Origin of the sequence: Gracilibacillus thailandensis (genome assembly GCF_010994055.1) — a bacterium.
Taxonomy (GTDB): Bacteria; Bacillota; Bacilli; order Bacillales; family Amphibacillaceae; genus Gracilibacillus; species Gracilibacillus lacisalsi.
Map to the genome: position 1 here is coordinate 1 of NZ_WJID01000005.1, position 24,194 is coordinate 24,194.

37 protein-coding genes are annotated in these 24,194 nt (G+C 36.9%); 3 read left to right on the top strand and 34 right to left on the bottom strand.

Annotation, left to right across the window (positions count from 1 at the left end; all coding sequences use genetic code 11):
- Nucleotides 1-377 precede the first annotated feature (377 nt).
- From GH715_RS02255 to GH715_RS02265, 3 genes are read left to right on the top strand one after another with little or no spacing between them, the layout of a single operon-like run.
- A complete protein-coding gene (locus GH715_RS02255; protein WP_163578409.1) occupies nt 378-554 on the top strand; it encodes a hypothetical protein in 177 nt (58 codons plus the stop codon).
- Nucleotides 554-715, top strand: a complete 162-nt coding sequence (locus tag GH715_RS02260; protein WP_153834036.1) for a hypothetical protein — start codon at nt 554-556, stop codon at nt 713-715. The genes GH715_RS02255 and GH715_RS02260 overlap by 1 nt, the downstream gene beginning before the upstream one ends.
- Before the next feature lies 1 nt (nt 716).
- On the top strand, nt 717-860 hold the full coding sequence (locus GH715_RS02265; protein WP_163578410.1) for a hypothetical protein: 144 nt from the start codon (nt 717-719) through the stop codon (nt 858-860).
- A 259-nt stretch (nt 861-1,119) separates the two neighbouring features.
- On the opposite strand, the gene GH715_RS02270 is transcribed toward GH715_RS02265, so the two are convergent.
- The 34 genes from GH715_RS02270 to GH715_RS02425 form a co-directional block, all read right to left on the bottom strand.
- On the bottom strand, nt 1,120-1,998 hold the full coding sequence (locus tag GH715_RS02270; protein ID WP_153834035.1) for a peptidoglycan recognition protein family protein: 879 nt from the start codon (nt 1,996-1,998) through the stop codon (nt 1,120-1,122).
- Nucleotides 1,999-2,009: 11 nt separating this feature from the next.
- Nucleotides 2,010-2,243, bottom strand: coding sequence for a phage holin (locus tag GH715_RS02275; protein ID WP_153834034.1), 234 nt, complete (start codon nt 2,241-2,243; stop codon nt 2,010-2,012).
- Between the two features lie 12 nt (nt 2,244-2,255).
- Nucleotides 2,256-2,528, bottom strand: a complete 273-nt coding sequence (locus GH715_RS02280; protein ID WP_153834033.1) for a hemolysin XhlA family protein — start codon at nt 2,526-2,528, stop codon at nt 2,256-2,258.
- Between the two features lie 168 nt (nt 2,529-2,696).
- Nucleotides 2,697-2,879, bottom strand: a complete 183-nt coding sequence (locus GH715_RS02285) for a hypothetical protein (RefSeq protein ID WP_153834032.1) — start codon at nt 2,877-2,879, stop codon at nt 2,697-2,699.
- A 15-nt stretch (nt 2,880-2,894) separates the two neighbouring features.
- Nucleotides 2,895-5,120 (bottom strand): phage tail protein, encoded by a 2,226-nt coding sequence (locus tag GH715_RS02290; protein WP_153834031.1) that lies wholly within the window; start codon nt 5,118-5,120, stop codon nt 2,895-2,897.
- A gap of 286 nt (nt 5,121-5,406) precedes the next feature.
- Complete coding sequence (locus tag GH715_RS02295) at nt 5,407-8,091, bottom strand: hypothetical protein (RefSeq protein ID WP_153834030.1); 2,685 nt, start codon at nt 8,089-8,091, stop codon at nt 5,407-5,409.
- Between the two features lie 12 nt (nt 8,092-8,103).
- Nucleotides 8,104-8,940: a phage tail family protein gene (locus GH715_RS02300; protein WP_153834029.1), complete on the bottom strand. Its 837-nt coding sequence runs from the start codon at nt 8,938-8,940 to the stop codon at nt 8,104-8,106.
- An 11-nt stretch (nt 8,941-8,951) separates the two neighbouring features.
- Nucleotides 8,952-11,054, bottom strand: coding sequence for a phage tail tape measure protein (locus tag GH715_RS02305; protein ID WP_153834028.1), 2,103 nt, complete (start codon nt 11,052-11,054; stop codon nt 8,952-8,954).
- Between the two features lie 4 nt (nt 11,055-11,058).
- The gene (locus GH715_RS02310) at nt 11,059-11,703 is read right to left on the bottom strand and encodes a Gp15 family bacteriophage protein (RefSeq protein ID WP_153834027.1); all 645 of its coding nucleotides are present in this window, start codon (nt 11,701-11,703) and stop codon (nt 11,059-11,061) included.
- 5 nt (nt 11,704-11,708) lie between these two features.
- Nucleotides 11,709-12,107 carry a hypothetical protein gene (locus GH715_RS02315; RefSeq protein ID WP_153834026.1) on the bottom strand — a complete coding sequence of 133 codons (399 nt, stop codon included), beginning with the start codon at nt 12,105-12,107 and terminating at the stop codon, nt 11,709-11,711.
- Nucleotides 12,108-12,151: 44 nt separating this feature from the next.
- On the bottom strand, nt 12,152-12,913 hold the full coding sequence (locus GH715_RS02320; RefSeq protein WP_163578411.1) for a phage tail tube protein: 762 nt from the start codon (nt 12,911-12,913) through the stop codon (nt 12,152-12,154).
- 11 nt (nt 12,914-12,924) lie between these two features.
- Nucleotides 12,925-13,311: a phage tail terminator protein gene (locus GH715_RS02325; protein ID WP_153834025.1), complete on the bottom strand. Its 387-nt coding sequence runs from the start codon at nt 13,309-13,311 to the stop codon at nt 12,925-12,927.
- A gap of 11 nt (nt 13,312-13,322) precedes the next feature.
- Nucleotides 13,323-13,667 carry a minor capsid protein gene (locus GH715_RS02330; protein ID WP_153834024.1) on the bottom strand — a complete coding sequence of 115 codons (345 nt, stop codon included), beginning with the start codon at nt 13,665-13,667 and terminating at the stop codon, nt 13,323-13,325.
- Nucleotides 13,668-13,994: a putative minor capsid protein gene (locus GH715_RS02335; RefSeq protein WP_163578412.1), complete on the bottom strand. Its 327-nt coding sequence runs from the start codon at nt 13,992-13,994 to the stop codon at nt 13,668-13,670.
- Nucleotides 13,984-14,403 (bottom strand): head-tail connector protein, encoded by a 420-nt coding sequence (locus tag GH715_RS02340; protein ID WP_153834022.1) that lies wholly within the window; start codon nt 14,401-14,403, stop codon nt 13,984-13,986. Before GH715_RS02340 ends, GH715_RS02335 begins: the two co-directional genes overlap by 11 nt.
- 11 nt (nt 14,404-14,414) lie before the next feature.
- Nucleotides 14,415-14,606, bottom strand: a complete 192-nt coding sequence (locus GH715_RS02345) for a hypothetical protein (protein ID WP_153834021.1) — start codon at nt 14,604-14,606, stop codon at nt 14,415-14,417.
- Nucleotides 14,607-14,619: 13 nt separating this feature from the next.
- A complete protein-coding gene (locus GH715_RS02350) occupies nt 14,620-15,609 on the bottom strand; it encodes a major capsid protein (RefSeq protein WP_153834020.1) in 990 nt (329 codons plus the stop codon).
- A 21-nt stretch (nt 15,610-15,630) separates the two neighbouring features.
- On the bottom strand, nt 15,631-16,215 hold the full coding sequence (locus tag GH715_RS02355; protein WP_153834019.1) for a phage scaffolding protein: 585 nt from the start codon (nt 16,213-16,215) through the stop codon (nt 15,631-15,633).
- A 174-nt stretch (nt 16,216-16,389) separates the two neighbouring features.
- Entirely contained in the window at nt 16,390-16,527 is a 138-nt protein-coding gene (locus GH715_RS02360; RefSeq protein ID WP_163578413.1) for a hypothetical protein, read from the bottom strand.
- Nucleotides 16,528-16,710: 183 nt separating this feature from the next.
- Nucleotides 16,711-17,817 (bottom strand): phage minor capsid protein, encoded by a 1,107-nt coding sequence (locus GH715_RS02365; protein ID WP_153834018.1) that lies wholly within the window; start codon nt 17,815-17,817, stop codon nt 16,711-16,713.
- Entirely contained in the window at nt 17,817-18,056 is a 240-nt protein-coding gene (locus tag GH715_RS02370; protein ID WP_153834017.1) for a hypothetical protein, read from the bottom strand. Before GH715_RS02370 ends, GH715_RS02365 begins: the two co-directional genes overlap by 1 nt.
- Entirely contained in the window at nt 18,028-19,554 is a 1,527-nt protein-coding gene (locus GH715_RS02375; protein ID WP_228760232.1) for a phage portal protein, read from the bottom strand. Before GH715_RS02375 ends, GH715_RS02370 begins: the two co-directional genes overlap by 29 nt.
- 12 nt (nt 19,555-19,566) lie before the next feature.
- Nucleotides 19,567-20,871: a PBSX family phage terminase large subunit gene (locus tag GH715_RS02380; RefSeq protein WP_153834016.1), complete on the bottom strand. Its 1,305-nt coding sequence runs from the start codon at nt 20,869-20,871 to the stop codon at nt 19,567-19,569.
- Complete coding sequence (locus GH715_RS02385) at nt 20,858-21,355, bottom strand: terminase small subunit (protein WP_153834015.1); 498 nt, start codon at nt 21,353-21,355, stop codon at nt 20,858-20,860. Before GH715_RS02385 ends, GH715_RS02380 begins: the two co-directional genes overlap by 14 nt.
- A 121-nt stretch (nt 21,356-21,476) precedes the next feature.
- Entirely contained in the window at nt 21,477-21,671 is a 195-nt protein-coding gene (locus GH715_RS02390) for a hypothetical protein (RefSeq protein ID WP_163578414.1), read from the bottom strand.
- 80 nt (nt 21,672-21,751) lie between these two features.
- Nucleotides 21,752-22,207, bottom strand: coding sequence for a sigma-70 family RNA polymerase sigma factor (locus tag GH715_RS02395; protein ID WP_153834014.1), 456 nt, complete (start codon nt 22,205-22,207; stop codon nt 21,752-21,754).
- Nucleotides 22,208-22,429: 222 nt separating this feature from the next.
- A complete protein-coding gene (locus GH715_RS02400; protein ID WP_153834013.1) occupies nt 22,430-22,576 on the bottom strand; it encodes a hypothetical protein in 147 nt (48 codons plus the stop codon).
- Nucleotides 22,577-22,659: 83 nt separating this feature from the next.
- Nucleotides 22,660-22,842: a hypothetical protein gene (locus GH715_RS02405; protein WP_153834012.1), complete on the bottom strand. Its 183-nt coding sequence runs from the start codon at nt 22,840-22,842 to the stop codon at nt 22,660-22,662.
- An 11-nt stretch (nt 22,843-22,853) separates the two neighbouring features.
- Complete coding sequence (locus GH715_RS21725) at nt 22,854-22,976, bottom strand: hypothetical protein (RefSeq protein ID WP_267463668.1); 123 nt, start codon at nt 22,974-22,976, stop codon at nt 22,854-22,856.
- An 18-nt stretch (nt 22,977-22,994) separates the two neighbouring features.
- Nucleotides 22,995-23,162, bottom strand: a complete 168-nt coding sequence (locus tag GH715_RS02410; protein WP_153834011.1) for a hypothetical protein — start codon at nt 23,160-23,162, stop codon at nt 22,995-22,997.
- A gap of 3 nt (nt 23,163-23,165) precedes the next feature.
- On the bottom strand, nt 23,166-23,495 hold the full coding sequence (locus tag GH715_RS02415) for a Holliday junction resolvase (RefSeq protein ID WP_240469337.1): 330 nt from the start codon (nt 23,493-23,495) through the stop codon (nt 23,166-23,168).
- A 32-nt stretch (nt 23,496-23,527) separates the two neighbouring features.
- Nucleotides 23,528-23,653, bottom strand: coding sequence for a hypothetical protein (locus tag GH715_RS21730; protein ID WP_267463667.1), 126 nt, complete (start codon nt 23,651-23,653; stop codon nt 23,528-23,530).
- A 10-nt stretch (nt 23,654-23,663) separates the two neighbouring features.
- On the bottom strand, nt 23,664-23,870 hold the full coding sequence (locus tag GH715_RS02420; RefSeq protein ID WP_153834009.1) for a hypothetical protein: 207 nt from the start codon (nt 23,868-23,870) through the stop codon (nt 23,664-23,666).
- A 1-nt stretch (nt 23,871) separates the two neighbouring features.
- Nucleotides 23,872-24,192, bottom strand: coding sequence for a MazG-like family protein (locus GH715_RS02425; protein WP_205601831.1), 321 nt, complete (start codon nt 24,190-24,192; stop codon nt 23,872-23,874).
- Nucleotides 24,193-24,194 lie beyond the last annotated feature (2 nt).

The window sequence follows — 24,194 nt, forward strand, 5'->3', positions numbered from 1 at the left end:
GAACCAGTATATACTATAGACGCATAAAGTGTTGACCGATAGTTATGTTATGCTATAATATAAACACAAGTATAAGGTTTGACACCGCCATTTTATTGTGGCGGTTTTTTCTTTTGTGTGGTATAATATAAGTAATCTTGCTTTTTCGGTTGAAGTATACTAATTAAACTCTCGGCATGGAGAACTACATTGCAAAACCGATAATACGCTGATCTGACATGTTTCAGAAACAGACTGTCTGACTTCGCAATGCGATAACAGACTTTTAAAACGGCCATCTTCGGTTAGAGGAAACCACTTGATTACATTAGTAGTTGAGTGGTTTTTTCTTGACTTCATTTACTACGCATAGTAAAATATAGTTAGAAGGTGATAACATGAATCAAACAGAATATAACAAGAAATGGCAAGCTAAGAATAAGGAACGTGCTAGATACTTAAGTAACAGGTCAAGAGCAAGAAGTTTTATCAAGAATCAAGCTACATTAGAAGATACAGAAGAATTTAAAGAGTTGATCAAGGAAAGAGAATCTAAATTAAAGGAGGTGAAGTAATGGCTTTTTATATTTACCATTGTGACGCACCAGGTTGTGATATGGATTATGCTGTGATAGAAAAACCGTTATCATGTCCTTATTGTGACGCAGGAGCATTGGTTGATGAACCCGTTTCAATAATAAGTAATTATAAAGTAGAAAAACTAAAGGAGGAATAACTTGAGTTTCAAGTCCTTGATCTATAAGATATTAAAGTATTCTAATGATGTAGATGCGGTTAGAAAGGGTAAAGTAGGAAAGCGTGTTGGAAGAAGGGTAGCTGGTAAAGCTACAGGGAAGATGTTGAAAAATATATTTAAGTAGGTGCTGATATGGAAATTATTAAATATATAATGCTTAGTATTATATCGTTTGTGCTTATCGGATATTTTCTTTGTATCATCCCAATATTTTCGGATAAATCTGAAACAGAATATGAACTAAAAGAGAATCTAAAATCATGCTTTGTTATATCTGCATTTTTAGTTGTAATCTTTTGGTTTATGCGTTTTATATCTTAAGGGTAGGTTTTCCACGCCTACCCTTCTTTAACTACATAGATTATATTGTATTCACGACTTACTTAAGAAAATAATTGTTCAAATGTGTTAGGTCCTGCTATACCATCTACACCAAGACCGTTATCACGTTGAAATGCTCTTACTGCACTTTCTGTGTTCTTACCAAAGATACCATCTACACCTAATGTGTCATATCGCTTGCATGTGAGAATAGCTTGTAAGATCCACGTTAAGTTACCTTCTGCACCTCTTTTGATGTTAACAGATGCCCTTTTTGTTTTAGGTCCCCATATTCCATCTACTGCAAGACCTCGTTTGAATTGTTTGTTTAATTCCCTTTGATAGCCTTTAACAAGTGCTTTTTTAGTTTCAGGACCAAAGATATTATCTACTGCAATTTTCAATCCATAACGGTCATTTAACGTCTTTTGGATATATGCAATAGTACCTTTTGTTGTCGTTTCAGACTTAACCTTTGACTTTGGTGCATCAACTTTGGATCCTTTTAACCTTGCCCTTACTTTCTTCATATCGATACCAGGGCATGCTGTATTTGTTCCACTAAATTCATTATGACCATTCACATCATTTACAGATAAATTGAATCTTTCCATGTTGTATTTAGCGCGTTCATCAAACGCTTTTTCTTGTGCAGCTGTGAAATTACCATTACCCACTAAACAAATGTGATACGTGGTGTTATTGTGTCCATAGATACCGTTTGTGACTACGTTAGAATCATAGTTGAGTTGTACAGTTCCATCACGCAAGATAACCTCATGATAACCACCTGTTACCCAACCTAAGCTTTTCCAGTGACGCTGAAAAGAAAACACGTCACCTACATCTGTTGCGCTGTGGTGACGTGCTATGTTTTTGATTGTAGATCGTTTAGAGTTACCGCCCATTGTTTTACCTCGTAAGTCTTGTATTTTAGCCATGATATCCCTCCTTATTTAGTTAATCCATTACGATCTAATACTTCTTTTTGCTTTTTACCAGTAGCAGTTACATAGTTATTTTTAAACCATGCCCATACTGCTGCACCAATAGTGATAGCAGAAGAAATAACTTCTCCCCACACTTCCTCACTACCAGGAATAGGGTTTAATCCTGTTGTTACTAATACCTGGTTAATTAACGCAACAACAAGCACTGCTGTACGAATAAATGTTTTCTTATCCATGCTTTCACCTCCTTATAATTGACTAAAAAATAAAGCAATCACACCACCGATTACTGCTGTTGCAATGGCGGTTATAATTGCTTTAGTTATCGTTCTTCTTAACCATTTTGTATCTTCTTTTATTTCGTAAAGCATCTGTTTAAGATAGGATATTTCTTTGTCTTGATCTGAATCCTTATGCTTCAAATCTTTGATGTCATCTTTCATGATATGTTGATCTCTCTTGATGTCATCTATTTCTTTCCTGACACTCTCCTTCCAGATATCCATTTCATTCCCCTCCATATTAGTACCCCCTATGCGTTCGTTTTTGCGAATTACGCACAAACTATAGATTTTTATACGTATTTACGCTTATACTATAAGTAGCACCGCATTTCCTATGCGTGCGGTGTTAGGTCGGTAGATGATCCCTACCGGCCGATCTGGTTTATTGCAATAAAAAAAGAACCTCTATTGAGATTCATCTTCCATTTCTTCTATTTCCTTATTTCGATACTCTGCTAATTCTTCTTCAAGTTGCTTTATCTTTTGGTTTTTCTCCACAATTATTGCGTCCCTACTTGCTAATTTTCCTGCATTTTCTGCGATTTGACCGATTAGCGACTGAACAACATATTCTTGATTTTGTTCCATTATCAAGACCTCCTATTATGCGATTTTATTTCCTTGCTTTGGTGGTCGTTCTTCCATGTAATCATTTTCGAATCCTTTTCTTAAACCTAAGACTGAAAAAATGACATCTGCATCTCTGTCGTCCATTACCTCAACAACAAAGTTATCAGTGTTTTCCTGTAATATCCTTACCTCTACCCCGTTTCTGACAAATGGCAATACATAAAAACCATTAATAGTTTCTAAGAACATTGGGTCTATATCAATCGTGTGTTGTCCTTTAGGTAATGTTTCTTTGATATACGTTTTGAAATAACTTTTCGTTGATTCCTCTGAATACATTAATCGATCACCATAACTATCAGTAGGGACAACAGCGTTTTTTGCTCCTGTTACTTCAAAATCTCCATATACTCGAGCACTTCCGTTGCTACCACCAGAACCCACGTTAACTTCAAAAATTGAATAATCATCAACATCTGAAATAGTGAAAGTCTTTGAACCTACCATTGACTTTAATCCTAGTTTAGTATCAGATCCAGAATTATATTGAACAAATTCCCACGCTCTTTCGATGTCAAATCTCATTCTTTTAATATCAATAGAGTTTACATTTGTTATGTTCCATTGCTCCATGTCTATATCAAGGAAAAATCTAGATACATTCGCGTTAAAATCCAATTCTAGCACGGGTGAAGCTACTCTTGTGTCTGGATCACCGGCATCAATCGTAAACCCATCACTAAAACTTGTGACTGTGAACAATCTATCTCCGGGATTGTTTTGTTTCCAAGAAACACCTAAACCTCCAATTAAGGAACCAGGATTCGGATTAGGATCGTCGGTGCCGCTATCATAGAAGTGTGCTTGGTGATTGGATATTAACACACCTAAAACACCATCTTCGTACGTATGCACTCGACCATCTTCAATTAATACTCGATCACCATTGCCGCTATCACTTATGATGGTGATACCACTCAATGTACCAGCAGTGATATAGTCAGCAACAATACCATCACCTGTTATCGCGTTCGGAAAAGTGTTGCCTCCATCATTCGATACACCTAATCCACCAGATGTTAAAGCGACCATCTTGTTGGGATCGTTTTTATCAACTGCCAATATCCCACCACTGTCCGGGAATTGCAATTCAGTTTCTGCATTCTTAATAGATTTTGTCGCTTGTGCTACTGCTTCATCTAATACACTGAATGGTATTTTAGTTCTTCCTTCCATGATAGCGTTGATTTGTTCTGTTGCAGAACGCAAATTAGATTGATACCGTTGCACAATACCAGGTGTTCCTAGGTCTACTTTTAAATCTCTTACTTTACCTTGCCAATCTTTTTGGATTTGAATTCGTACAATACGTACTTCTTCGTCAAAATCAATGCGCTCATCTATTAAAAATACCCTGTCACCATTCATAGGTTGCGCTAACGGATATCCCTGTTCCCGTAAATCGTGAATGTCCGTGGTCACGCTAATTTTTAATGATTCATTTACTAATGTTTCTAATCGTTCGTCCATTGTTTCTTGAGATGTAATCCGACCATCTTTAATCGGTGGAGCTTCTCGTGGTCCGAGTATGTCTGCTAATGGCGATGTATATTCTCTAATTAAATTAGCACTTTGCCATCCATCTTCTTCCGCATAGTCACCATACCCTTTGGCATAGGTGTAATAAGCACTAGCATCGTTTTCCTGCGATATATTAGAGGCGTTTAGTTTATATCGATACATAAAGCTTGTATCACGCCCGACTTGTGATTCAAGATAAATAGTATTACCTGATCTTCTAAACTCACACCCATAGCGATTTAAACCGTCTTGGAACACTTCCATTTTGGTTGCACCACCGCCAAGTCCTTGCCACGATTGAGCGTTAAATGAATCAACTAATACATAGTTATAATCAATGTCATCAAATACTAAATCAAAGAACGCACTAGCTGTCATGCTGCCGTTGTACTCGTCCTCGATTCGTTTCACTGATAAAACATCATAAAAAAGAGGAATAGCTTTTATCTGTACTGATAAAGTATTCCCCTCACCTTGTTTCTTTGCATATATGATTTTATATTCCTCATCGTCATGGTCTACTATCTCCCACATTTCTGTTATATCATTAATAAACAGCTTGTTAACCTTTGTTGGTAATATGCGACACGATAATGTGATATTACCGTTTAATTCACTATCAACAGTATAGGTTACTTGAATAGGGTATTCATTTCCTTCTAAGTCTCTTACGTACATGTATTCACCTCTTTTCGGACATAATAAAAAGAGCACCTAGTTAGATGCTCTTTTATTGCAGTTTGTTTTCGTGGTGTTTTATCTTTGTTTTTATTTTTAGATGCATTTTGGGGTCGATACAATCTTCGAGTAATTGATAAAGAAAAATGAGACGAAATTTATGCCATAACTTCAAAATAACACCACCCGTTTACTCCATTTTACTATAATTTTGCATATAATCAATCTTTAAACCCAGTGGAATAACAGAATATTTTTAGGTAGTTTTAAGGGCTTTAATGTTACTTTAGATAAAGTAATTGGTATTGACATAGCCATCTAAATTGGTAGGATATCCTGTAGTTCCCGTGCGTGCTGAATTACCCATCGCTCTGATATTTCTTGTGTCTATTCCGATATGCGTTGATGTTATATCTCCTGCAAATATATTGTTCAAAAATTGAATTCTGAAATGACCATTGATATTCGTTCCGTCCATTTCGCTGTATTCTATTATAAAATCCCCCACGTTTTCTGCGGTTTGTGATGTGTCCGTTTCGAAAATCCTTGTTATACTACTGTCGATAATTTTAACCAAGGAAAAAGAATCTTCGTGTGATTTATAATTTATATTTCTACAATCCGCAAAAATATATTCAAAAATTCTAGTTGCATCCACATTTATTGATTGTATATAGCAAGAGTCTCCGCCATTGTTAAACTCTATATTTCTAACTTTTATTTTTGTTTCTCTCGAACCATCGAAATGTTGGTCATTCCTAATAAAATGGTATGCGTAAAAACTACCACTGTACCCCTCAACAATAACATTGTCTATATCAATCGTTCCCCATGAAGTTTGAGGAAATTGATCATCATTAACCCTAAAAAAACGTAATGAACTAGGGGTAGATTGTGGAGTTATTGCCAAATCACGAATTATTGTTTTTTCTGGTCTTTTCATCTTTCGGCCATAGTCAAAAGTGTTTGGACTAGATTCATCCGTGCTAACCGCAACAAGCTCGCCGCCGTTAGGTTTCCAATCGCAATTTTCTACTACCCACTTACCAGCAAGTTCTTTTGTGTCCGCTCTTAACTTTGTCAAATTCTTACCACCAATGAGTTCAGAATTTCTTATTTTAAAATCCTTACCGCATACCGTTGTAACACTAGCGCCAACCTCTTCGGTAATAAGTTGTGCGTTATCTATATAAAAACCATCCGCCCAGTGCGTATCTACGGGAGATGTTATCGGTGAATGATAAACACCACCATTTACAAAAACCCTCTTCTGATGACGTCCTGTAAGAGCGTGTCTGCATTCTGTAATATTTCCGTTATTGATGACGACGTTTGAGGTGTCGTACATAGTGATTCCGTAACCGGACCCTGTTTTTTTGAACCCTTTTATTTTCGGTCTTTCAAAATTGATATTAGTTGATTTTCTGGTTGCGATTGCGGCGTTTAAATACCCGTTATCTTGCATGTTTTTTATGTCTACATCCACAACGTTTACATCACTTCTTATAACTTCTATAACACTACTTAAAGTTTCGTCGACTGTTCCTGTTACTTCTATTTTTAGATTGTTAATAATTAAAGCAGCTTCCTTGGGATAAAAGGTAACAGTTAATTGCGATGGGTCATACGTGTGTTCAAGTGGTGGGTAGATTTTCCCGTTCCCGTTTATTATCTCGGATGTTTCACGCTTTGTGTAGGAAGGGTTACCACCAGTTCGTTTTATTAATTCCTCTGTTGAATAGAAGTATAAAGTTCCGATTCTACCTTCTAAACCAGTTATTAAAGTTGATTCTTCTGTTAATCCTCCTAATGTGTTTGGATCAATGTTCTGCTCCGGCAAAATACGATTGATGTAAATTTTGTTTCCGATATCTGCATTAATAACAAAAGTACCTATACACTCTAAATCCGTATAGATAATAACGTCTTTCTTAATTTCAAATTTACCATTCGGAACAAAGACTTTGCTGTTGATATTTTTTGCGTAATTGCTTGCTTCTTGGATGGCTTGCGCGTCGTCATGTTCTACACTTGCACTTAAAACATCTGTGTTAGCACTATCTGCAATTGTAAAGGTAGTACCATTTATTGCTATGATTTCTGTTACTAAGTTATTTCCTCTAGCACCTTGCGTAGTAGTTGTCATTGTCCCTGTTGCACCAGTTCCGTTATCGTTGTATACGGCATCTTGCTTTTCTCCTGCAGTATCACAAGTGAATGTGACTGTATCCGTTCCTGCCGTTCCTCCTGTTGTCCATCCAGTGAATGCTGTATTACGTATTTTGTCAGCTACCGCAATAGCTGTATCTTCAACAGCAGGATCAACCGCAATAGCTGTAGAAATGCCGTCCAATGTCACAAGTACATCTCCTGCTGTTGTCGGTGCAGACGTAATCTGTAATTCTGCAACTTCTGCAACTCCGCCTGGTCCAGCACCTTCAATTAAAATACCTTGTCCTACTTCAAAATCGATAGCATCTGTAACGGTTAATTCATTACTTCCGGATGAAATACTACCCGTTGTGGATTGATCTGAACCAGAAGCGCCAAACCATTTTACATTTACTCCGCGTTCTGCGAATTCATTTTCCATTTTTTCTATTACACTTGGATCAAATTCTCTAAATTGTGTTATATCTCCTAAGTCGTTTACTATTTGGCTATATGGCCCAGGGTCTATTTGGAATTTGTATTTCCATTCCGTTCCGTTATATCTATATACTTTACCTTCGCTAATAACGCCAACTGCATCACCAATAGAAGGATTGGGGTGTGTTGTTTCTATATCAGCAAATGTATCAACTGGCGGTGTGAGATAGTTTAATCGTATACCATCTTCTACTTGTGATACTGCTTCATCAATTGTTTTTTGAACAGCATTATTAAAGTTATTCTCGATCATATCCCAGTTATCATTTGTTCTAATTCGTTGCTCTCTATCCCATTTCACGCCATTTCTATATAATTTCATGCCATCACCTCTTTAGTAGTAATAAAACCTAAAATCAAAAGCTACCCTTGCACTTGTCGCCCCTGTCACTTGAAACTCATTCCAACCAGGTACAAGCGATATAAACTTTCGATTCGTGCTACGTAAAAAAACCAAACCATTGCTTGTGACGTTAGCGCCATCAAGTACGATAGTTTGACTGTCTGAAACTGCTTCTGTTACTTTGAATTCTGTTCCGTTTGTTGTATTCCTTAATACCAATTCACTTGTTGATCCTTGTACATTGTCTATCGTTATTTTTAATTCTTGTTCAAACGGATGAAGCACATCGATATTGCTAGGATTCCATATTTTGAATGATGTTCCTGTATGCGTGTATATTAAGCTGTCATCATTAGCTATTAATCCCATGCCGAAACCCCATACCTCGTCGTTTGCATCTATGCCATTCTCTTGGATGAACTGTGAAGTTTCCAATGATTCCGCATAGACGGTGTTACAAATCATATCTACATCAAATTTACCTAGTGTATAGGCTCGTTCCGGTTCAAATTCACCATCTACTTTAACCTTATACCGTTTCACGGGATATCGTCTGTCTATTAAATAGAATGGTTGCTTTGTTCGGAATATATGAAATACTTCATCACGCATTAAAACATAGTCATCTAAATCATAAGAAAATAGCGTGAATTGTCCTGTTATTGGTCGCGGTCCATAATCAGTACCCTTGTCTACTTCGCCATCCCTACCATCAATAGCGCTCGTTGTATGTCGTGAAGGGGGTGACGATACAATGATTTCTCTTGTTCGTATTCCTAATTCTTTTAAATCATAGGTTGTTCCATCTAATCGTTGAATATATGTCATTTATCCCCCTCCTATCTGCTGAAAAATCTTCCTTTTTGATCTATTGCATTTTCTTCATTTACAGCTGTAGCAAATGTTCTTCCATTCATATTGAAATTAAAGTTTAGATATTTTGCCATTGTTTTACCTAGTTTGTCATAGTCCATGCCACCATCACCTTGATATGGTCCTGCATGTTCAGCAGGTACAATCTTTTCTCCTGCGTGAATCATGGCTAAACCATCACGGGTAACAAGGTCTGTACCTACGTCAAGGCTTGGGATATTCGGTATATTAGGGAAGCTGATAGAACCGCCACCTTTACCGCCCATACCTGGAACCCAATCCGGTATTTTAGGTAAATTGATGTTCAAGCCATTTAAAGCATCAATCATGCCGTTAATGGCGCCGATTACACCATTTATTGCTCCTTTTACTGAATCAGTAATACCATTCCAAATATCGTCTGTAGATGATTTAACACTATCCCACACACCGGAAATAGTATCTTTGATAAAGTTAAACGCTGTTTTAACACTTGATTTCAAGCCATCCCATATGCCTGTTATGGTTGATTTAATACCATTCCACACGCTAGATGTAACGCTTTTTATCGTGTTCCATACGCTTGATATGAGACTTTTGACAAAATTCAAGCGATTCATGAATAAAGCTTTAATCGCATCCCAAACACCAGTAAAAAAAGCCGTTATTCCATTCCATACGGAAGAAGTAATGGTTTTGATAAATTCCCATGATGTTTTTATGAGATTTACCGTAAAGTCAATGGCTACTTTGAATGCTGTCTTGATTATTTCCCATGTAGCACTAAAGAACGCCCCTATAAAGGTCCATGTAGCGACAGCATATTCTTTGATTGTGTCCCAATTTGCCCACAACGCCACACCAATTGCAATTAATGCAGCAATACCGGCTATAACTGCCAATACTGGCCATGTAATACCCATTACCGCCAATGCTAATGATCCCGCCAACATAATAAGTGGTGGTAAAATAGCGATAATGGCACCGATGACCACGACAACTTTTTGACCGGTAGGAGATAGGTTTTGAAACCATTCAGCAACTGATTCGACAGCTTTCAACAGAGGTGGTATAGCGTTTTCGGCTAAATTAAGGAATATATCACCTAATGGCGCAAGACTTACATCAGCTTTATTCTTAAGTGTTCCCATCTTATCGCCGAATGTCTCTGTTGCTTCGGTGTTATCTTCTACTGCTCCCTTTGAATCTTCCATCGCTTTCCCTAAATCATCAAGCGCAGGAAGTGTACCATTTCTGATAGCAGTCATTAATCGTTGCGCACCTTCTGCTCCAAAGGCTTCTGTTGCAATAGTTAACTGCTCCGTTTCAGTTTCAGCGCTTTTCATACTATCTATCGTTTTTTCTAACTCTTCTTGCGCATTTTTACCTTCTTCTGCCCATTTACGAAAACCCATATTCAAACCAGGCATAATCCTAGAAACAGAAATACCATTTGCTTCTAACCTACTCATTAATTCCGCTGATTCTTCCATTGAAAATCCTGCATTATTCAATACGGAACCATATTCTGTTAGGTGGCTAGAAATTTGTTGCAAACCTACACCGTAATCTTGCGTCAATTTGAATAAACCATCTAACGCTTCCGAACCATCTTCTGCAGGTATTTGCCATTGCGCTAATGCTTTCCCAAATGCTTCACTATTTGCTACGCCATCTTCGCCAAGAGAACGAGAAGCATCGAGCACGTTCTCAGTAAGGTTTTGCAAAGTTTCTCCTGTAGCTCCTGTCAAAGTGTTTAGGGTAGCAAGTGAATCTGCTACTAAATCAGCACTGTCAGGAACTTCCGAGAATACTTCCTTAAAGTCTTCTTTCAGACTCTCAAGCGCTTCGCCAGTCGCTCCAGTTCCTGTTTGTATTTTTCCGTAAGCCTTATCTATATCATTAGCTGCTGCGAATCCTGCTGCGCCTAATGCAACTAATGGCGCTGTGATGTATTTGGTCATTTGACCGCCTACTTTTTGCATTTTCTTAGCTGAACCTTCAACGCTTTTCTGTAGGCTTTTAACACCTTTTTCAGCGCCTTTTTTATTGACTTTCGTATCAATGGTTATCTTACCGTCTGCTGCCATTTAATCACCTGCCTTTTTTAGCAGAATCCTTTAATGACTGTGCTAATGAATCCATATGAAAATCTATTTGTTTGACAGCATCTTCTTCTTTTTGTTCTAAGCTGTATAATTGTTTTAACTTTCGTAAGTTTCGCACTTCTTCTCTGTTGTGCTTTGTCTCTTTTGGTATGTCTTTCACTCTAATATGGACCACCTTTTTAAAGATGGAATCATCACTAAGGTTGTTTAAAAGAGCGACAAATTTCTTCCAATGTAATTTTCCTTGTTGCTCGAACAGATCAATGTTATAGTCATACAAAAAAGACGCATAGATTAAATCTGCGTCTTGGACTAAATCATGCGTTTTCTTTTGTGGTACTTCTTCTTGGTTTTCTTCCTCTTGCTCTTCCTGTACCTGTTCTTTTACAGTATCTTTTTCCACCAATTCATTTAGTATTTTTTCGATAATCATACTTTTTTCTTCTAAATCTAAAGGTTGCTCGCAATTAATCACTAGATTATCAAACATAATTACTATTTTTTCAGCGTCGCTTGCATCTTCTGCGTCATACAGTTCATACGTTCTTAAAATATTGTCAAAAGTAAAGTCTAATTTATATTCAATGCCCCTTATGTTTATCGTATCTTCTAAGTAATCTGTTAACCGCATTTACATCACTTCTTGCGCTTTGTTTTGTATTTGGAAGATACCTTGTCATTAACCAGTGATGTTTTAGAATCCATCCAATCAATCAACTGATTACAAACATGAATAAGATTAAAAGAGGATTTTCCGCAAGCTTCGAATATTTCATCAAATGTACCAGTTCCGAAAAATGTTTCGATAAATTCTTTGGCGATTTGGTCACTCTCTTTTTTTAATTTTTCCTGTTGTTCCTCTGTCATATTTTCGACATCTTTTTTAGCAAATTCTTTGGCTTGTTTCTCGTATTTTTTCGCCTGTTTATGATAACGTTCAATGCTTGCATCGTCGTAATATACGTTATATGTTTTGTTACCTATTTCAATTTCGTCATAAGCTTTACTTTCCACATCAAATGTTAACTTAGCCATATTTACACCCTTTCATAATAAAAAGGGCAGCTATAAAAGCCACCCTATGCTGTAGTGAAGTTTGTTACTTCTGTGTTCGCTAGGTTGTTGCCTGCAATGTCTCGAATGTTCTTAGATGCAATCGCAGTGTAATCAGTTGTTGCTGTTAAATCAGCAGATGGAGAGAATGTAACTGTTTCTTGGTTAGCGCTATGCGATAGTGTTCCAGCTACTATGGCACCAGTATCATCCATTACATAGAAGTTTCCGTCATTGACATCTTCTGCTCTAATAGCTTCGTCAAATGCCCATGTGATATCTGTAGTTACTGCTACACCTGTTGCTCCATCTGATGGTGTTACTGTTACGGTTGGCGCTGTAGTGTCATCTCCTGCGCTTGTTATAGCAGGTTTACCGTTGAAGTGAATTGCTACAGTGATTTCACCTTTTGCATTAGCATCACCACTAGCACCAGTGATTTCAGCCAATGTACATGGTCCTTCTATGATAGTTCCGTCCGGCTCTGTGATACGGTAAGTTGTTTCTCGTTCATTACCTAACCCGAAACGCTTAGAGAAAATAAAATCTTGCGCAGGATCACCATAATAGCGATGACCTGATAAAGTAGTTGTATATTGACCACCCATTACAGTAGTCGTTAAATAACCATCACCATCTAAATATGCTGTTTGGTCCGTTTCTTCATTCATCGAAGGATCTAAACCACTAAAACCCTTTGCAACACGTTCAAAGGTTGGTGTTGAATTAGGTGTCACGTCTATTTCTAACTTGTGTTTGGATTGTACTAAAAGTCCTTCATTCGCCATTGTATGACCTCCTAAATTAATAATTCAGCTTGAAATAAAGCTGTATAAAGGTTTCCGTAATTCGTTGGTTGTACGTAATTTGGTGTTGTCGTACATTCCATTAAAATCATTGAAAAAGAGCCATCACTTGATGTGATAGCCCCACTGTTTAAGTTTTCGTATGCACTTCTTAAATCTTCTATCATTTGATAAGCAATTAAGTTATCTTTGTGATGTACTAATATTTGAAAACTAAAAGGGTAAACCATCCCTTTGTTGAAATACTTTGTATCTGGATTAGACGGAGCAGGACGTATAGCCACGCTATTTCTATCTGATTGATAGGTGCCAATTTGAATTATAGAAGGTGTAAAACTTAGTTGTTCGGTATATTCCTTTAAACGTTGCAAAAAATCCATGTATACACCTCCTAAAACCCACTACGAAAGGCTTTTTCAGAACCTTTTATCCAATTATCTAAGTCTTGCGCCTTAGCTACTTCAAACCATAATCCTTGCGCGTTTGGGTTCTTATCCGTCGAAAAATCATATTGTGGGTTGTAATAAAGGCGACGACTATACGGCGTAACCCAATTTAATTCGCCACTACCAATCTTCGAATGCGCAATACTAGAATCTCTCAAATTCCACTCATCAGCTGGCACATAAAAGTTACTATCCTTTAACACCTCACCATCCAAAAACTTTTGTGATAGCATTGTAGCTTGATCTATTCGCTTATCGATGTTAAACCATTCGACCTTAAAATTAAGCATCTACACCACTTCCATTTCAAGATGGTGAGGATTTTCATCAAATGCTTTTGCTTTAACTACATTAGTTACCTCTCTATCGTTTATGAGATCTCCTGCCTTAGCATCTGTTGGGAAATATGAAGAATTAATGCGATCAACGAATATCAAGTCACTGGCTAACACGCCTTCACTATTAGAACTTCTATTCATGGAGGTTGCAGGCTCAATACGTACATGATTAATCGTTTGTGCTTCTCCATAGGTTTTATTCCACCCATCGTCCCCTGTTAAGGGTTTGTATGTTACGGTGTCTGGTAATAGTTTCTTTGGAATTGGTTTAATACGCACGATGCACCACTCCAATACCGCGATATAACAGTCCTGTTGGCTTTAAATGTTCTAATACAGTAGGACTTATTCTGTTTGCTTGTTTATTACTATAATTGGACGATTGACCGCCTTTTTGATAGTTAAAAGCACCGATACCAACACTAGAAAATACGCCATCTGTTCCGGTGTCTACTTCAAGGTAACCGTCTTTTTCGACATAAAATTCTACTTGTGCTGCAGTCGCCTTTTTTACTTGTGATTGAATAAACTGCGGTAAATCATCGAAAATCAAATGAACTAGGGCATAATTGGTTACTTGATCGATTAATTCACTTGCTCGCTTAATATAACGGTCTAGCGTCGCATCATCTGCCACTGGTTCGCCTTGATAATCGGTTCGGTAGTATTCTTTCGTTATATAAGGCATAAAAGCACCCCCTATTTAGAGGATGCTTTGCTAGTAGATTTTGTTTGTTTTGAAGTAGTTTTCTTTTCTTCTTCCACTTCATATCCTTTATTTTTAAACCATTGAATAAGCCATTTATCATCTGTTTCAGCTTCACCCTTAACAAAGGAAACACCGGCGCTAATGCCGGTATAATCCTTGTTAGGTGCTTTGATTTTAGCCAATGAGAAAACCTCCTTATTGTACCTTGATGTTACGTAATACGCCTGCTTTACGTGTAGCTTTCAATGCGATAGCTCCAACCATTTCCACTTCACCTTTTTTAACTGCTCCTGGTGCGTTGAAATCTGGTAAGAATGTACGGATTACACCGTTTCCTGTCGGTGATACACCGTGGAAACCATCCATACCTAAGCTAACAGCATAAAGGTCAGTTAAACCAGAAGTAGGAGTAGTGTCACCGTCTGGATCTCTTTCCACAATCGGTACAACTGGATTAGTGCTAGTTCCGTCGTAGAAGTATCCTAGATCCACTAATGGAATGTTGTCATAACCTGTTACAGTACGACCAAATGCATCTTCGTTTGAAGTAAGGTAACCAGCACGACGAGCGATCGCTTTAATTTTAGTGATCAATTTAGAGTTACCCATTAACATAGAAGGGCGACCGTCTAATTCAGCTAAGAAATTGTCGATTTCCTCTAAGAATGTGAACTTATTAGAATCAAGACCGCTTGCTGTTGACAAATCAATATGTGAATCTGTATTAAGTTCTGTAGTAGAACCTGTAAGTGCTTTGTCTAATCCATCAAATGCATTTGCATCAACGGCAGAATCGCCATTGATTACAGTATTGTGGAACAAGTTCGCTGCACCTCTAATTTTTTGATTAAGTTGGAATTCCATTTCGTTAATTTGACCAGATGTATCTTGGATAACACGGTCAACCTCGAATGCTCCACCAAAGATTTTTAAGTTAACGAATTGATTTTCTCGTACTGCTTCATTTGCTGAATATTCGTTATTGATTGCACGGAAACCGGCAGTTGAAGGTGTTTTCAAACGAGTGTAACCATACGTTAATGTCGATCCACCAGTACCTGGTGAAACCGCATTGTCAAATGTTAATTGGTCTAATAATAGTGATGAACGACGAAATTCATCTATAACTTGTTGGTCGATATGGTCGGCCATACCTACTTTTGCTTCTTGTAATGTGATTGGCATTATAAATCATCTCCTAAATTTTTATTGTTTTTGTGCAAATTTCTGTGCTAGGGCTTCGCCTAGGCTTGAAGGTTCACCATTTCCTTGTTGCTTTTGGTGATTACCTGTTGTAAAGCTTGGTTTTGGTGGTTCTTGTTGTTCTTCTTGGAATAGATAAGGATCACTTTCTTTTATGTTCTTTAACTGATCATCTAAACCTAGCAATTTGTCACCGTCTAACTTAATAGATTCGGTGTCTAGTAATGCTTGAACAGCTTTAGGGTTACGAACCTTATTAGCTTGCAAAGCATCTTTTAGTGTGTAATCAAATGTTTGCTTTTGAATTTTAGCTTCATAATCATCCTTGATTTTCTTGTTGTCATCTTGCAACTGTTGAATTTGCGCTTGCAAATCTTCATTACCAGTTGCTTTTGTTTTTAAATCGTCTAGTTGCTTATCACGATCACTAACTTGTTTCTTGTAATCGTTCTTTTCTTGGTTCACTTGATCAAATTTATCTTTCGGAATATAACTTCCATCCGACACGATAGCTATCTTGTGTTCATCTCCTGCTTTTTCTTTCACTTGGTTATATAGTTCTTCTCCTAGTAATTCTTTTAAATCCATTTATATCAATCTCCTTATTGATGTTTTTTAGCGTGTCACACCTCACGCTTAAGGTTACGCTTAGTTCTACCCCAAGCCTTTAAAAAGGGCATAATAAATAAGCCTGTTTACCGACTATTGCTTAAAGTCCAGTCTGATAACCGAGACTAACGGAGATGTAGGATCACCACCTTTCTAAGCGAAATACTCTGGTTTGTCTTTCTGCTCTAACTGGTGAAGCCTTTTTCCTAGTTGTAAGACCATCCGTTCAAGATGATCATGTCTTTCTTTCAACTTCTCGAATTCTTTTTTACTTACTACGATGGTGATCACCTCCTAAAACCATGAGTTATATTTACTTTCCGACAATGTATAAGGTATTGGCTCACTATACTTCAATATATGTTCCGGAACATCAGTACTAGTTGTGCAATCGCACCACCTATACTGCAAATCTTTGTTGTGATCTGATAATCTTTTAAGTTCTTGAATATCTCTGTCCACATAAACACCACCTTAATGTATTTGTTCACGAGCATAACGCCTTGTGCGACCTGTTTGCTTAATAAATGCACGTTGATTCGCTTGTCTGTCTAAAACCTTCCTACGTGCTATCTCTGCCCCTTCTGTGTCGCCTATCTGCTCCAACATTGCTTGTTCACGCTTGGCATATCTGATCTGTCTTTCTAAGTAGCGTTGTTTTTGGGAATTATTATAAATTCTGTCATTCACTTCTGGACTTGTCGTGTTTTTATATCGCCTTTTTGAAATGCCAGGTATATAAGCATATTTAACGTGGGAACAATGAATGCCAAATAATCCATCTGGCTGTCCGTAACTGGTACTAGCTAAAGATGGATAATTAGGATCATTACCACTTAAACTGTATATCTTGCCTTGATCTTCAAAACATTTTGGTCTTGCTCCTGGGTAACTCGAAACCTCAAATAAATCTAGTCCGTATTCTCGGAATCTCTCATCTTGAAGATCATTGGCCACATTATTAGAAGTGGATCGCATAACCATATTTACATAAGCTTCTGAACTAAGCCTTGCACCATCTTTTCTGATTAGTGCAGGTGTACCAACTTCTGACCATTTTCGAACAGTTTTTCTAAGTGCTTGATCTGGTGTACTTATACCAGCTAATACTTCACCAGTAGTACTATTAATAATATCTAAATAAGCTATCCTCGATTGATCTAGCATCGTTGTGTTAACTAGATTAAAAGTTTGCAAGGCTTGTCGTTCATATGCGGTTAATATTCCTGCTAGTGCTGCGCTTTCTCTCATTGGTGGTGCTTCATTTAATACCCCTGCTTTGACACCTTGTTCTAAGATATCCTCATTGTCTACTAATGCCCCAAATCCTGCTTTATCTAATGCTTTTCTCACTTCTTCGGTGGTTTTACCTGATTGACTAGCGATAAATTGGATATTTTCATTACTCAATGATTCCAACTCATTCAATGCTTGTGTTTGCCATGCTTGTATATCATCTTCTGTAAGCAAAGAATCATGCTTTCCTAGACGTTTTGCGATGTTCAATAGTATCCCGCTCTCGATAGAGAGGTAAACATCAGTAACGGGTTGTGAGATACGTTGTAGTTCTCGTTTGTCCATTATTCATCATCCAAATATCTTTCAGTGATTGTTTCAACTTCTCCATCTATGTCTAATTCCAAATATCTAGGGTGCGCCACTATTGTTACTTCTGGTTTTTGACAAGCATCTAATCGTACGTTCACACTTCTAACCCATTTCATGTCCTGCTTTTCACCATCAATGTAATAATCATAATTTCCTATATGAACTGTGTTACCTTCTGCATCTTTACGCTTCTTGATTTGTATTCGTTCCATTATTTCCACCTCCTGTACCAAAGAAGTCTACACTTTCAGCAGTTGCGGTTGCTCGTTCTTCGTTAATCTCAGCAATCCAGTCAATAGCTTCTTCTTCTGTCAATCCGTAATATCGCATGATTGCTCGTTTCTTCGGAATGATGCCTTGTGATAATTCTTGTGATAATCTACCAATCTCTGCTGTTTTATCCTCTGCAATCGAATCATCAAAAGCTACTGTTACCTCATAATCATCTGGTGCTTTAAATATTCCGTATAGTTCTGCAATTTGTAGAATAGATGCAATTAATTCTTGTAATCCTGCTTCTATAACCGTCTCATGTGCTTTTTTAGATTTGAAAGTCTTGGATTGTTCACTCACAACCTCTGTAGCTGTTTTCATGCTCTGACCATCGAAACTAAATGAGCCAGGACTAAAACCTGCTTGCATAGAGAACAAATTTAACAAAGCATTGATTGCTGCAATATGTTCATCCACTCGCAAAGTAATTTCAATATCTTTAATCGTGTCTTGATCCATATCACCATAGTCAAATGCTTCATATGTGCTGTCGTTCGCATCAAAATAACGATGCGTTTTCCCTGTTTGTGGATCTACAACTGTTTTAACCATGTGAGCAGGTACAACAATACGCTTTTTACCAAGCACGAATTCTTGATGAAAACTATCAAATGCTGTATCGATCGCTCTAAGAGTGTCAATCGAATTAGCAAATATGCTTATACCTAATGGTGATTGCGTATCTACGTTATTGGCTATATTCGGTTTGAAATAAGCAAAGGAATTAGCTTTCTTATCTGGATTAACAGGTAATGTTGCTTCGATTGCAACACCTGGAAAAAACTCTTCAAATCTCCCTGTAATATCTACACCTAATTCTCCCTGTGTCTCACTAACATGCAACGTGTTTCGGATAATTAATGTGTTACCTTGCCATGTGTGCCATTCGAGATGTGTATAGTATTTCTTGCCTTTCCTAAACTCATTAATAAACACACCTTCAAATATACCGCCATTATCCCAAGATAACGGAATAAAACATTCAGCAGTAACAAAGGTTAGCTTCACTTTATTGTCTTGTGCATACGGTTTAATAACCATGCCACTAAGGCCGAACATAAATTCCAAATAATCTTGAAAATTCTTATTGAATTTGTTTTGTTTGAACACTTCGTCAATGAAATTTTTCGTTTTGTCATCACTTATGCTAATTTGACATTTCTCATTGAAAACTAAAGAAGCCATTTCCTCAGAAACGACCTTTGGCATACCTAGTGATTGCATTCTCCTTGTTTGATTTCCTTTTTCAATGGTGTGATACTTAACTTTGTGCATATCTTCATAATAACCTTTATATAGCGATTTCCACTTTTCTATTTCTTCGTACATTTCATCGTTTATGGATATGTCCTTGTGTTCTGATAGCTTTTTTACTCCATCGATCAATCCCATACGTTGCATCACCTCCTTAACTTTGGCTAATAATCGCTTAAACATGGTTTCACCACCTTAGAACTTCAATCCTAGTTTTCTTAAATTGTCGTTAACGTAATATTGGAACATATCGCAAGTGTGATCATCCTCTTTGATTACTTGCGGATCGTCTGTTTCTCTTGTTTCCTCTTTCCACTGATATTTCTTGTGTTCCTCAATAAATATTTTGTTATTAGGGGTATCTAAATAATAAAAACGCCCCTGCGCTAATAACACATGGACGTGATCAATCATATCTACTTTCTTTTTCTTAGCTATTGGATGCAATCTAATACCATAATCTAAAAACAATTGATTTCGTAAAGCGCCTTCTGCTGAATCGATCGTTTCCTTATCGATATTTCGTTTATACTTTTCAATTATCTCTTTTCTCCACTCGTAAAAATCTTTAGATAATTCGCTAGGTGCTTTCTTCTTAGCTTTATTGTGCGGAGAATAATAATAGGTGTCTAGTAGTATTACATTTTGTTTTTTAGTTAGTGCGAATGCTCCATGAGTAGTAGCTGATACTTGATGCCCTGTATCAGTTGAATCATCAATTAAAATGATATCGTCATCTTCTGGTAACTCCTGTAATGGTGTAAATAAATCCATGTTATAAACATTCGTACCAAGTCCGACTGGTTCACCTAAATATAAGTAACGGTAATAATCATAGTCATTGTTTTTGATTCGTTCGATGTCTTGCAACATTTGTTCTGTAACAAACCCTAGTTCATCATCTTGGTAACTTGAATGATGCACAAGATAATTTTTTTCGTCTTTCATGCTTTCAGACCATTCATTTATCCAAGAATAAGGGTTTCTCGGTGGGTTGTATGACCAAAAAAAGCGAACCATATCAACTAATGGATGCTTTTGTCTCATGAAAGTTGTATTCGTCTGGTCAAATTCTTCTGCATCTTTAAATTCTGCAGCTTCTTCATACCAAACAGCTATAATATTACCGATATCATTCGATTTTAACTTTTGAAAGTCATCTTGACCGTAAAAATAGAAGGTTGATCCAGTTTTTTTATGTGTGATTTTGAAAGGTGATACAGTACAAGTGAATCTATTCATTAAGCCAAATTTGGTAATGGCCCATTGTATTTTTAAATAAACGGAATCACGAATAGTATTGGCTACTTTACGAATAACGACTACATTTGCCTTTTCGCCTTTCTTGATCAGCATTAACATCATAAAAACGAGCAATAAAGCTATAACAGACGATTTAAACGAGTTACGACCGCCACGTAATATGTTATAAGGTTTATTTGTTTTCCAAACTTTTTTAAAATGTGGATTAACCTCTTTTTGAATGTCAATCATCTTCATCACTCCAACGATCGACAATAATAATTTCTTCGTCGCCCTCTTGATCGTCTTTTGCTAGTTTTTCTGCTTCAGCTTTCGTTTTATCAATCTGCGCTTCTAGTAATTTTTCTTTTAATTCATCATGTCTATTTGTAGGGTATCGCTTAAGAATACTCTCGATAGCTTTTTGCCTGTCTTTTATGTCTGGCTTTTTCTCGATGCGTTCTATGCCCATTTCAGTAGGGATATAGAGTTCTTCTGTCATTTCCCCTCTACCTATCGAGGTAAGCAATTCTAAAGCTTCCTGCGCCTTCATAATGCGTTTATCGGCTAATTTATTTAATTGCTTGTCTATATATGTCTTAATCCCAACATTCTCCAACAATTTATAACCTTGTGCATTTGCATAACTTTTGCTATAACCTGCTTTTATTGCTGATTCCGTTAAGTTCCCTGTCTCGATGTAATAATCAGCAAATCGCTTTTGCTTTTCAGTTAGTTTCATTACATGACACCTACCCCCTCAATCGTTATTTCTCTCTTTCTCCATCATTACAGGGCAGAAACGTTGTTCTGGTAATGTTTCTTTCGGTATTGTTTGCCCTGTAATCATGAAAAAAGACACCCTATTTGGATGCCTTTCTCTTTTCCTCGATAATCTCTTGTATAGTTATATCTGTTCCGTCTAATATCTTGTCAATTGCGTAATTTACACCTTTGATTGTTTCGTTTGACACTCCGTGATAAGGAGCATCTTGCATACTATAACCAAGGTGGAATATATTATCTTTGATTTTTTCTAGTAATTCTTTATCGTTCACGTAATCATCTCCTTTGATCCCATTGTATCAAATGGAGTGGTAGGACAGTAGTATTAACCTCGCCTGTCCTCCCTTCCATTCTAACATGTACTTTTTTCTTTCGTGAAATGCTGTGGAAAGTGGCATATTTGGCAGAAATGGTCGATCATTTCATCTTTTAATTCCCCTACTTTGTATCTACTAATGCCAAGGTGTGCGCCTATGCTTCTTAATGACATACCTTCCATCATGCAATCTAATATAATTTGGTTAAAATCATTGTCTAGGTGATCTGCTAATGATTCCACTATTTCTACATTCTCTTTAAAACGTATATAACGCTCATATAAGCGTTTTTCTCGCCTACCCATTGCATCTATCTCGGCTTTACTTTTCTCTTTTGTATTAGGCTTAGGAAGTGTCGCTTCAATGCCATATTGTGCTGTTCCTGCTCCTTGTGGTCCATCGATATTATTAAGTATTCTCGAGATACGTTCTACCTCTTTAATTTGCCAGTGGTAATTGTATATTAATTCTTGTAATTGCTGTTTATTCATTCCAACCCGCCCCTTTGTTGAAAAGATATTGTGCATATGTGCTACGTCTGATCTTTTTAATCACACCTGTTCTCCTATCTCTCCTTAATGGATGGATGCGCCACTGCATTTTATGATTCATATTATATCGCCCCTTATAATAAAATAAAGGACACTAACGAAAACGCCCCTGCTTCGTTAATGCCCTTCCTCGACTTATGTCCGATAGAAGTTGATTTAGTTTTAAACTTGCCCTTCTCGATAAACAAACTCGTATGTCTCTACACTGTTGTCTATTTCTAATTCAATACCGTAAATGGTGTTTATATTTGTTTGCTTTTCTGTAATTTCATACATCCATTTCAAACGGTCAAAATATTCTTGATTCATCTTCACCCTTATTGGTGATGATTTGCTTTTTTTCTTGGATCTCTGATAATTGATTCATTATTTGTTCAAAAGCACCCATATTGTTACTTCTCCCTTTCTGTTTTATCGCAATACTGAATCCTACTATTTTCAAATTTAGCTTCTAACTTACCGAATCCAGAAGTAGGCTTAAATCTATTTGCTTCGCCTTTCTTGATAATGATGATCTGATCAACGTCTGGATCGTAATTTATACTTCTTAATGTCTGTATTTGTTTATCTGCCATGATGTACCTCCTTAGTCTTTCCTATCGCTATTAGCCCATTTGCTGAACATCCATATCATAAATGCAGGAACTAATACAATTAAGCTTCCTATTAAGCCACCAATCGCAATGTTTTCCCATAAGAATTGGTTCACTTCACACCCTCCAATACCTTAATGATTATATAAATTCGCTTTTTGATACCAATAAGAGACATCTGTACTTGATTCACAATCTTGTTCCCAAACTACTCTTTTACTGGCTCTTAATTCGTCTGTATGAACATCTAACACTGTCACATTGTCGTCTTCATCTCGTTTAAGCACAACATACACATTCATACCTCATACCACCCTTTCACGCTCTATTATCTTAACTTGTACCCTAGGATTCTCTTTGTCTACTTCAAAAACATGTGCTACATTACCGATCTCTTTCCAACCGTCATTTTGAAGTACACCAGCTTCTACCAATCCATCAAATATAAACTTCTGACCACTTGTGATATTGTCCTTATCTTTGCGCTTATCTTGGCAATACCACGTAATAACGAAGTCTGCTCGCTCGATCTTTGGTAGTTTCATAGCATGTAATTTTACTAACTGTGTGTATTGCTTTTTCATAATGGAATACTGCATATGATGTTTCTTACTCATTTCGATTATTTCATTCATGCTTGGGAGTGTTCCTGGTATCGTGAACTTAATCATTGCCCCAACCACACCGATACCACTGCACAAATCAATCCGAATATCACTAATCCTGCTACATATAATTTAATAGTTAATGCTTTTATTATGTTTCGGTACGCATCTCTTTCTAGTTGTGTCATGTTATCCCTCCTACAGTTGACTAATATTGGTTATGACTAAATTATCCGTTTCTCTTCTCCTTTTAATTTCTTTCTCTAATTTTATAACGTCACTATATGATAATCGCTTTTTATCGTGGATATAGGTTCCACTATTTTCAAAATCGCCTTTTTCAGTTTTGTATTTGTAATGGACAAAATATTGACTTTTCTTATGCCTGTGACTTCTCCTTCTCATGTTATCCCTCCTGTAAGTCTGATTCTTTCACAAATGTTCCGTTGATTAGCTTTCCTTTGCGGTCTTTTATTTCGTTGTATGCAGTCTCTAAACATTCATCAATCGTCATATCGTTTTGTTGCGCTAAGATAATAAGTGTCACCAGAACATCGCCTATTCCATCTTTTAAAGCATCTTTATCACTTCTTGCTAATGCAGCAGCAACCTCGCCAACTTCCTCTGTTACTTTTAAAAATTGCTTGGAACTATCTGCTTGATCTAATCCTTTTTCTTCGCTCCACTGTTCCACTTTATTTGTTAAGTGCGACATTTCTAAACTCATTT

What these genes read in the sequence shown, in the direction of transcription:
- GH715_RS02255 (WP_163578409.1), top strand. Translation starts at nt 378, where the DNA reads ATGAATCAAACAGAATATAACAAGAAATGGCAAGCTAAGAATAAGGAA.
- GH715_RS02260 (WP_153834036.1), top strand. Translation starts at nt 554, where the DNA reads ATGGCTTTTTATATTTACCATTGTGACGCACCAGGTTGTGATATGGAT.
- GH715_RS02270 (WP_153834035.1), bottom strand. Translation starts at nt 1,998, where the DNA reads ATGGCTAAAATACAAGACTTACGAGGTAAAACAATGGGCGGTAACTCT.
- GH715_RS02275 (WP_153834034.1), bottom strand. Translation starts at nt 2,243, where the DNA reads ATGGATAAGAAAACATTTATTCGTACAGCAGTGCTTGTTGTTGCGTTA.
- GH715_RS02280 (WP_153834033.1), bottom strand. Translation starts at nt 2,528, where the DNA reads ATGGAGGGGAATGAAATGGATATCTGGAAGGAGAGTGTCAGGAAAGAA.
- GH715_RS02285 (WP_153834032.1), bottom strand. Translation starts at nt 2,879, where the DNA reads ATGGAACAAAATCAAGAATATGTTGTTCAGTCGCTAATCGGTCAAATC.
- GH715_RS02290 (WP_153834031.1), bottom strand. Translation starts at nt 5,120, where the DNA reads ATGTACGTAAGAGACTTAGAAGGAAATGAATACCCTATTCAAGTAACC.
- GH715_RS02295 (WP_153834030.1), bottom strand. Translation starts at nt 8,091, where the DNA reads ATGAAATTATATAGAAATGGCGTGAAATGGGATAGAGAGCAACGAATT.
- GH715_RS02300 (WP_153834029.1), bottom strand. Translation starts at nt 8,940, where the DNA reads ATGACATATATTCAACGATTAGATGGAACAACCTATGATTTAAAAGAA.
- GH715_RS02305 (WP_153834028.1), bottom strand. Translation starts at nt 11,054, where the DNA reads ATGGCAGCAGACGGTAAGATAACCATTGATACGAAAGTCAATAAAAAA.
- GH715_RS02310 (WP_153834027.1), bottom strand. Translation starts at nt 11,703, where the DNA reads ATGCGGTTAACAGATTACTTAGAAGATACGATAAACATAAGGGGCATT.
- GH715_RS02315 (WP_153834026.1), bottom strand. Translation starts at nt 12,107, where the DNA reads ATGGCTAAGTTAACATTTGATGTGGAAAGTAAAGCTTATGACGAAATT.
- GH715_RS02320 (WP_163578411.1), bottom strand. Translation starts at nt 12,913, where the DNA reads ATGGCGAATGAAGGACTTTTAGTACAATCCAAACACAAGTTAGAAATA.
- GH715_RS02325 (WP_153834025.1), bottom strand. Translation starts at nt 13,311, where the DNA reads ATGGATTTTTTGCAACGTTTAAAGGAATATACCGAACAACTAAGTTTT.
- GH715_RS02330 (WP_153834024.1), bottom strand. Translation starts at nt 13,667, where the DNA reads ATGCTTAATTTTAAGGTCGAATGGTTTAACATCGATAAGCGAATAGAT.
- GH715_RS02340 (WP_153834022.1), bottom strand. Translation starts at nt 14,403, where the DNA reads ATGCCTTATATAACGAAAGAATACTACCGAACCGATTATCAAGGCGAA.
- GH715_RS02350 (WP_153834020.1), bottom strand. Translation starts at nt 15,609, where the DNA reads ATGCCAATCACATTACAAGAAGCAAAAGTAGGTATGGCCGACCATATC.
- GH715_RS02355 (WP_153834019.1), bottom strand. Translation starts at nt 16,215, where the DNA reads ATGGATTTAAAAGAATTACTAGGAGAAGAACTATATAACCAAGTGAAA.
- GH715_RS02365 (WP_153834018.1), bottom strand. Translation starts at nt 17,817, where the DNA reads ATGGACAAACGAGAACTACAACGTATCTCACAACCCGTTACTGATGTT.
- GH715_RS02370 (WP_153834017.1), bottom strand. Translation starts at nt 18,056, where the DNA reads ATGGAACGAATACAAATCAAGAAGCGTAAAGATGCAGAAGGTAACACA.
- GH715_RS02375 (WP_228760232.1), bottom strand. Translation starts at nt 19,554, where the DNA reads ATGTTTAAGCGATTATTAGCCAAAGTTAAGGAGGTGATGCAACGTATG.
- GH715_RS02380 (WP_153834016.1), bottom strand. Translation starts at nt 20,871, where the DNA reads ATGAAGATGATTGACATTCAAAAAGAGGTTAATCCACATTTTAAAAAA.
- GH715_RS02385 (WP_153834015.1), bottom strand. Translation starts at nt 21,355, where the DNA reads ATGAAACTAACTGAAAAGCAAAAGCGATTTGCTGATTATTACATCGAG.
- GH715_RS02395 (WP_153834014.1), bottom strand. Translation starts at nt 22,207, where the DNA reads ATGAATAAACAGCAATTACAAGAATTAATATACAATTACCACTGGCAA.
- GH715_RS02400 (WP_153834013.1), bottom strand. Translation starts at nt 22,576, where the DNA reads ATGAATCAAGAATATTTTGACCGTTTGAAATGGATGTATGAAATTACA.
- GH715_RS02405 (WP_153834012.1), bottom strand. Translation starts at nt 22,842, where the DNA reads ATGGCAGATAAACAAATACAGACATTAAGAAGTATAAATTACGATCCA.
- GH715_RS02410 (WP_153834011.1), bottom strand. Translation starts at nt 23,162, where the DNA reads ATGAATGTGTATGTTGTGCTTAAACGAGATGAAGACGACAATGTGACA.
- GH715_RS02415 (WP_240469337.1), bottom strand. Translation starts at nt 23,495, where the DNA reads ATGAATGAAATAATCGAAATGAGTAAGAAACATCATATGCAGTATTCC.
- GH715_RS21730 (WP_267463667.1), bottom strand. Translation starts at nt 23,653, where the DNA reads ATGACACAACTAGAAAGAGATGCGTACCGAAACATAATAAAAGCATTA.
- GH715_RS02420 (WP_153834009.1), bottom strand. Translation starts at nt 23,870, where the DNA reads ATGAGAAGGAGAAGTCACAGGCATAAGAAAAGTCAATATTTTGTCCAT.
- GH715_RS02425 (WP_205601831.1), bottom strand. Translation starts at nt 24,192, where the DNA reads ATGAGTTTAGAAATGTCGCACTTAACAAATAAAGTGGAACAGTGGAGC.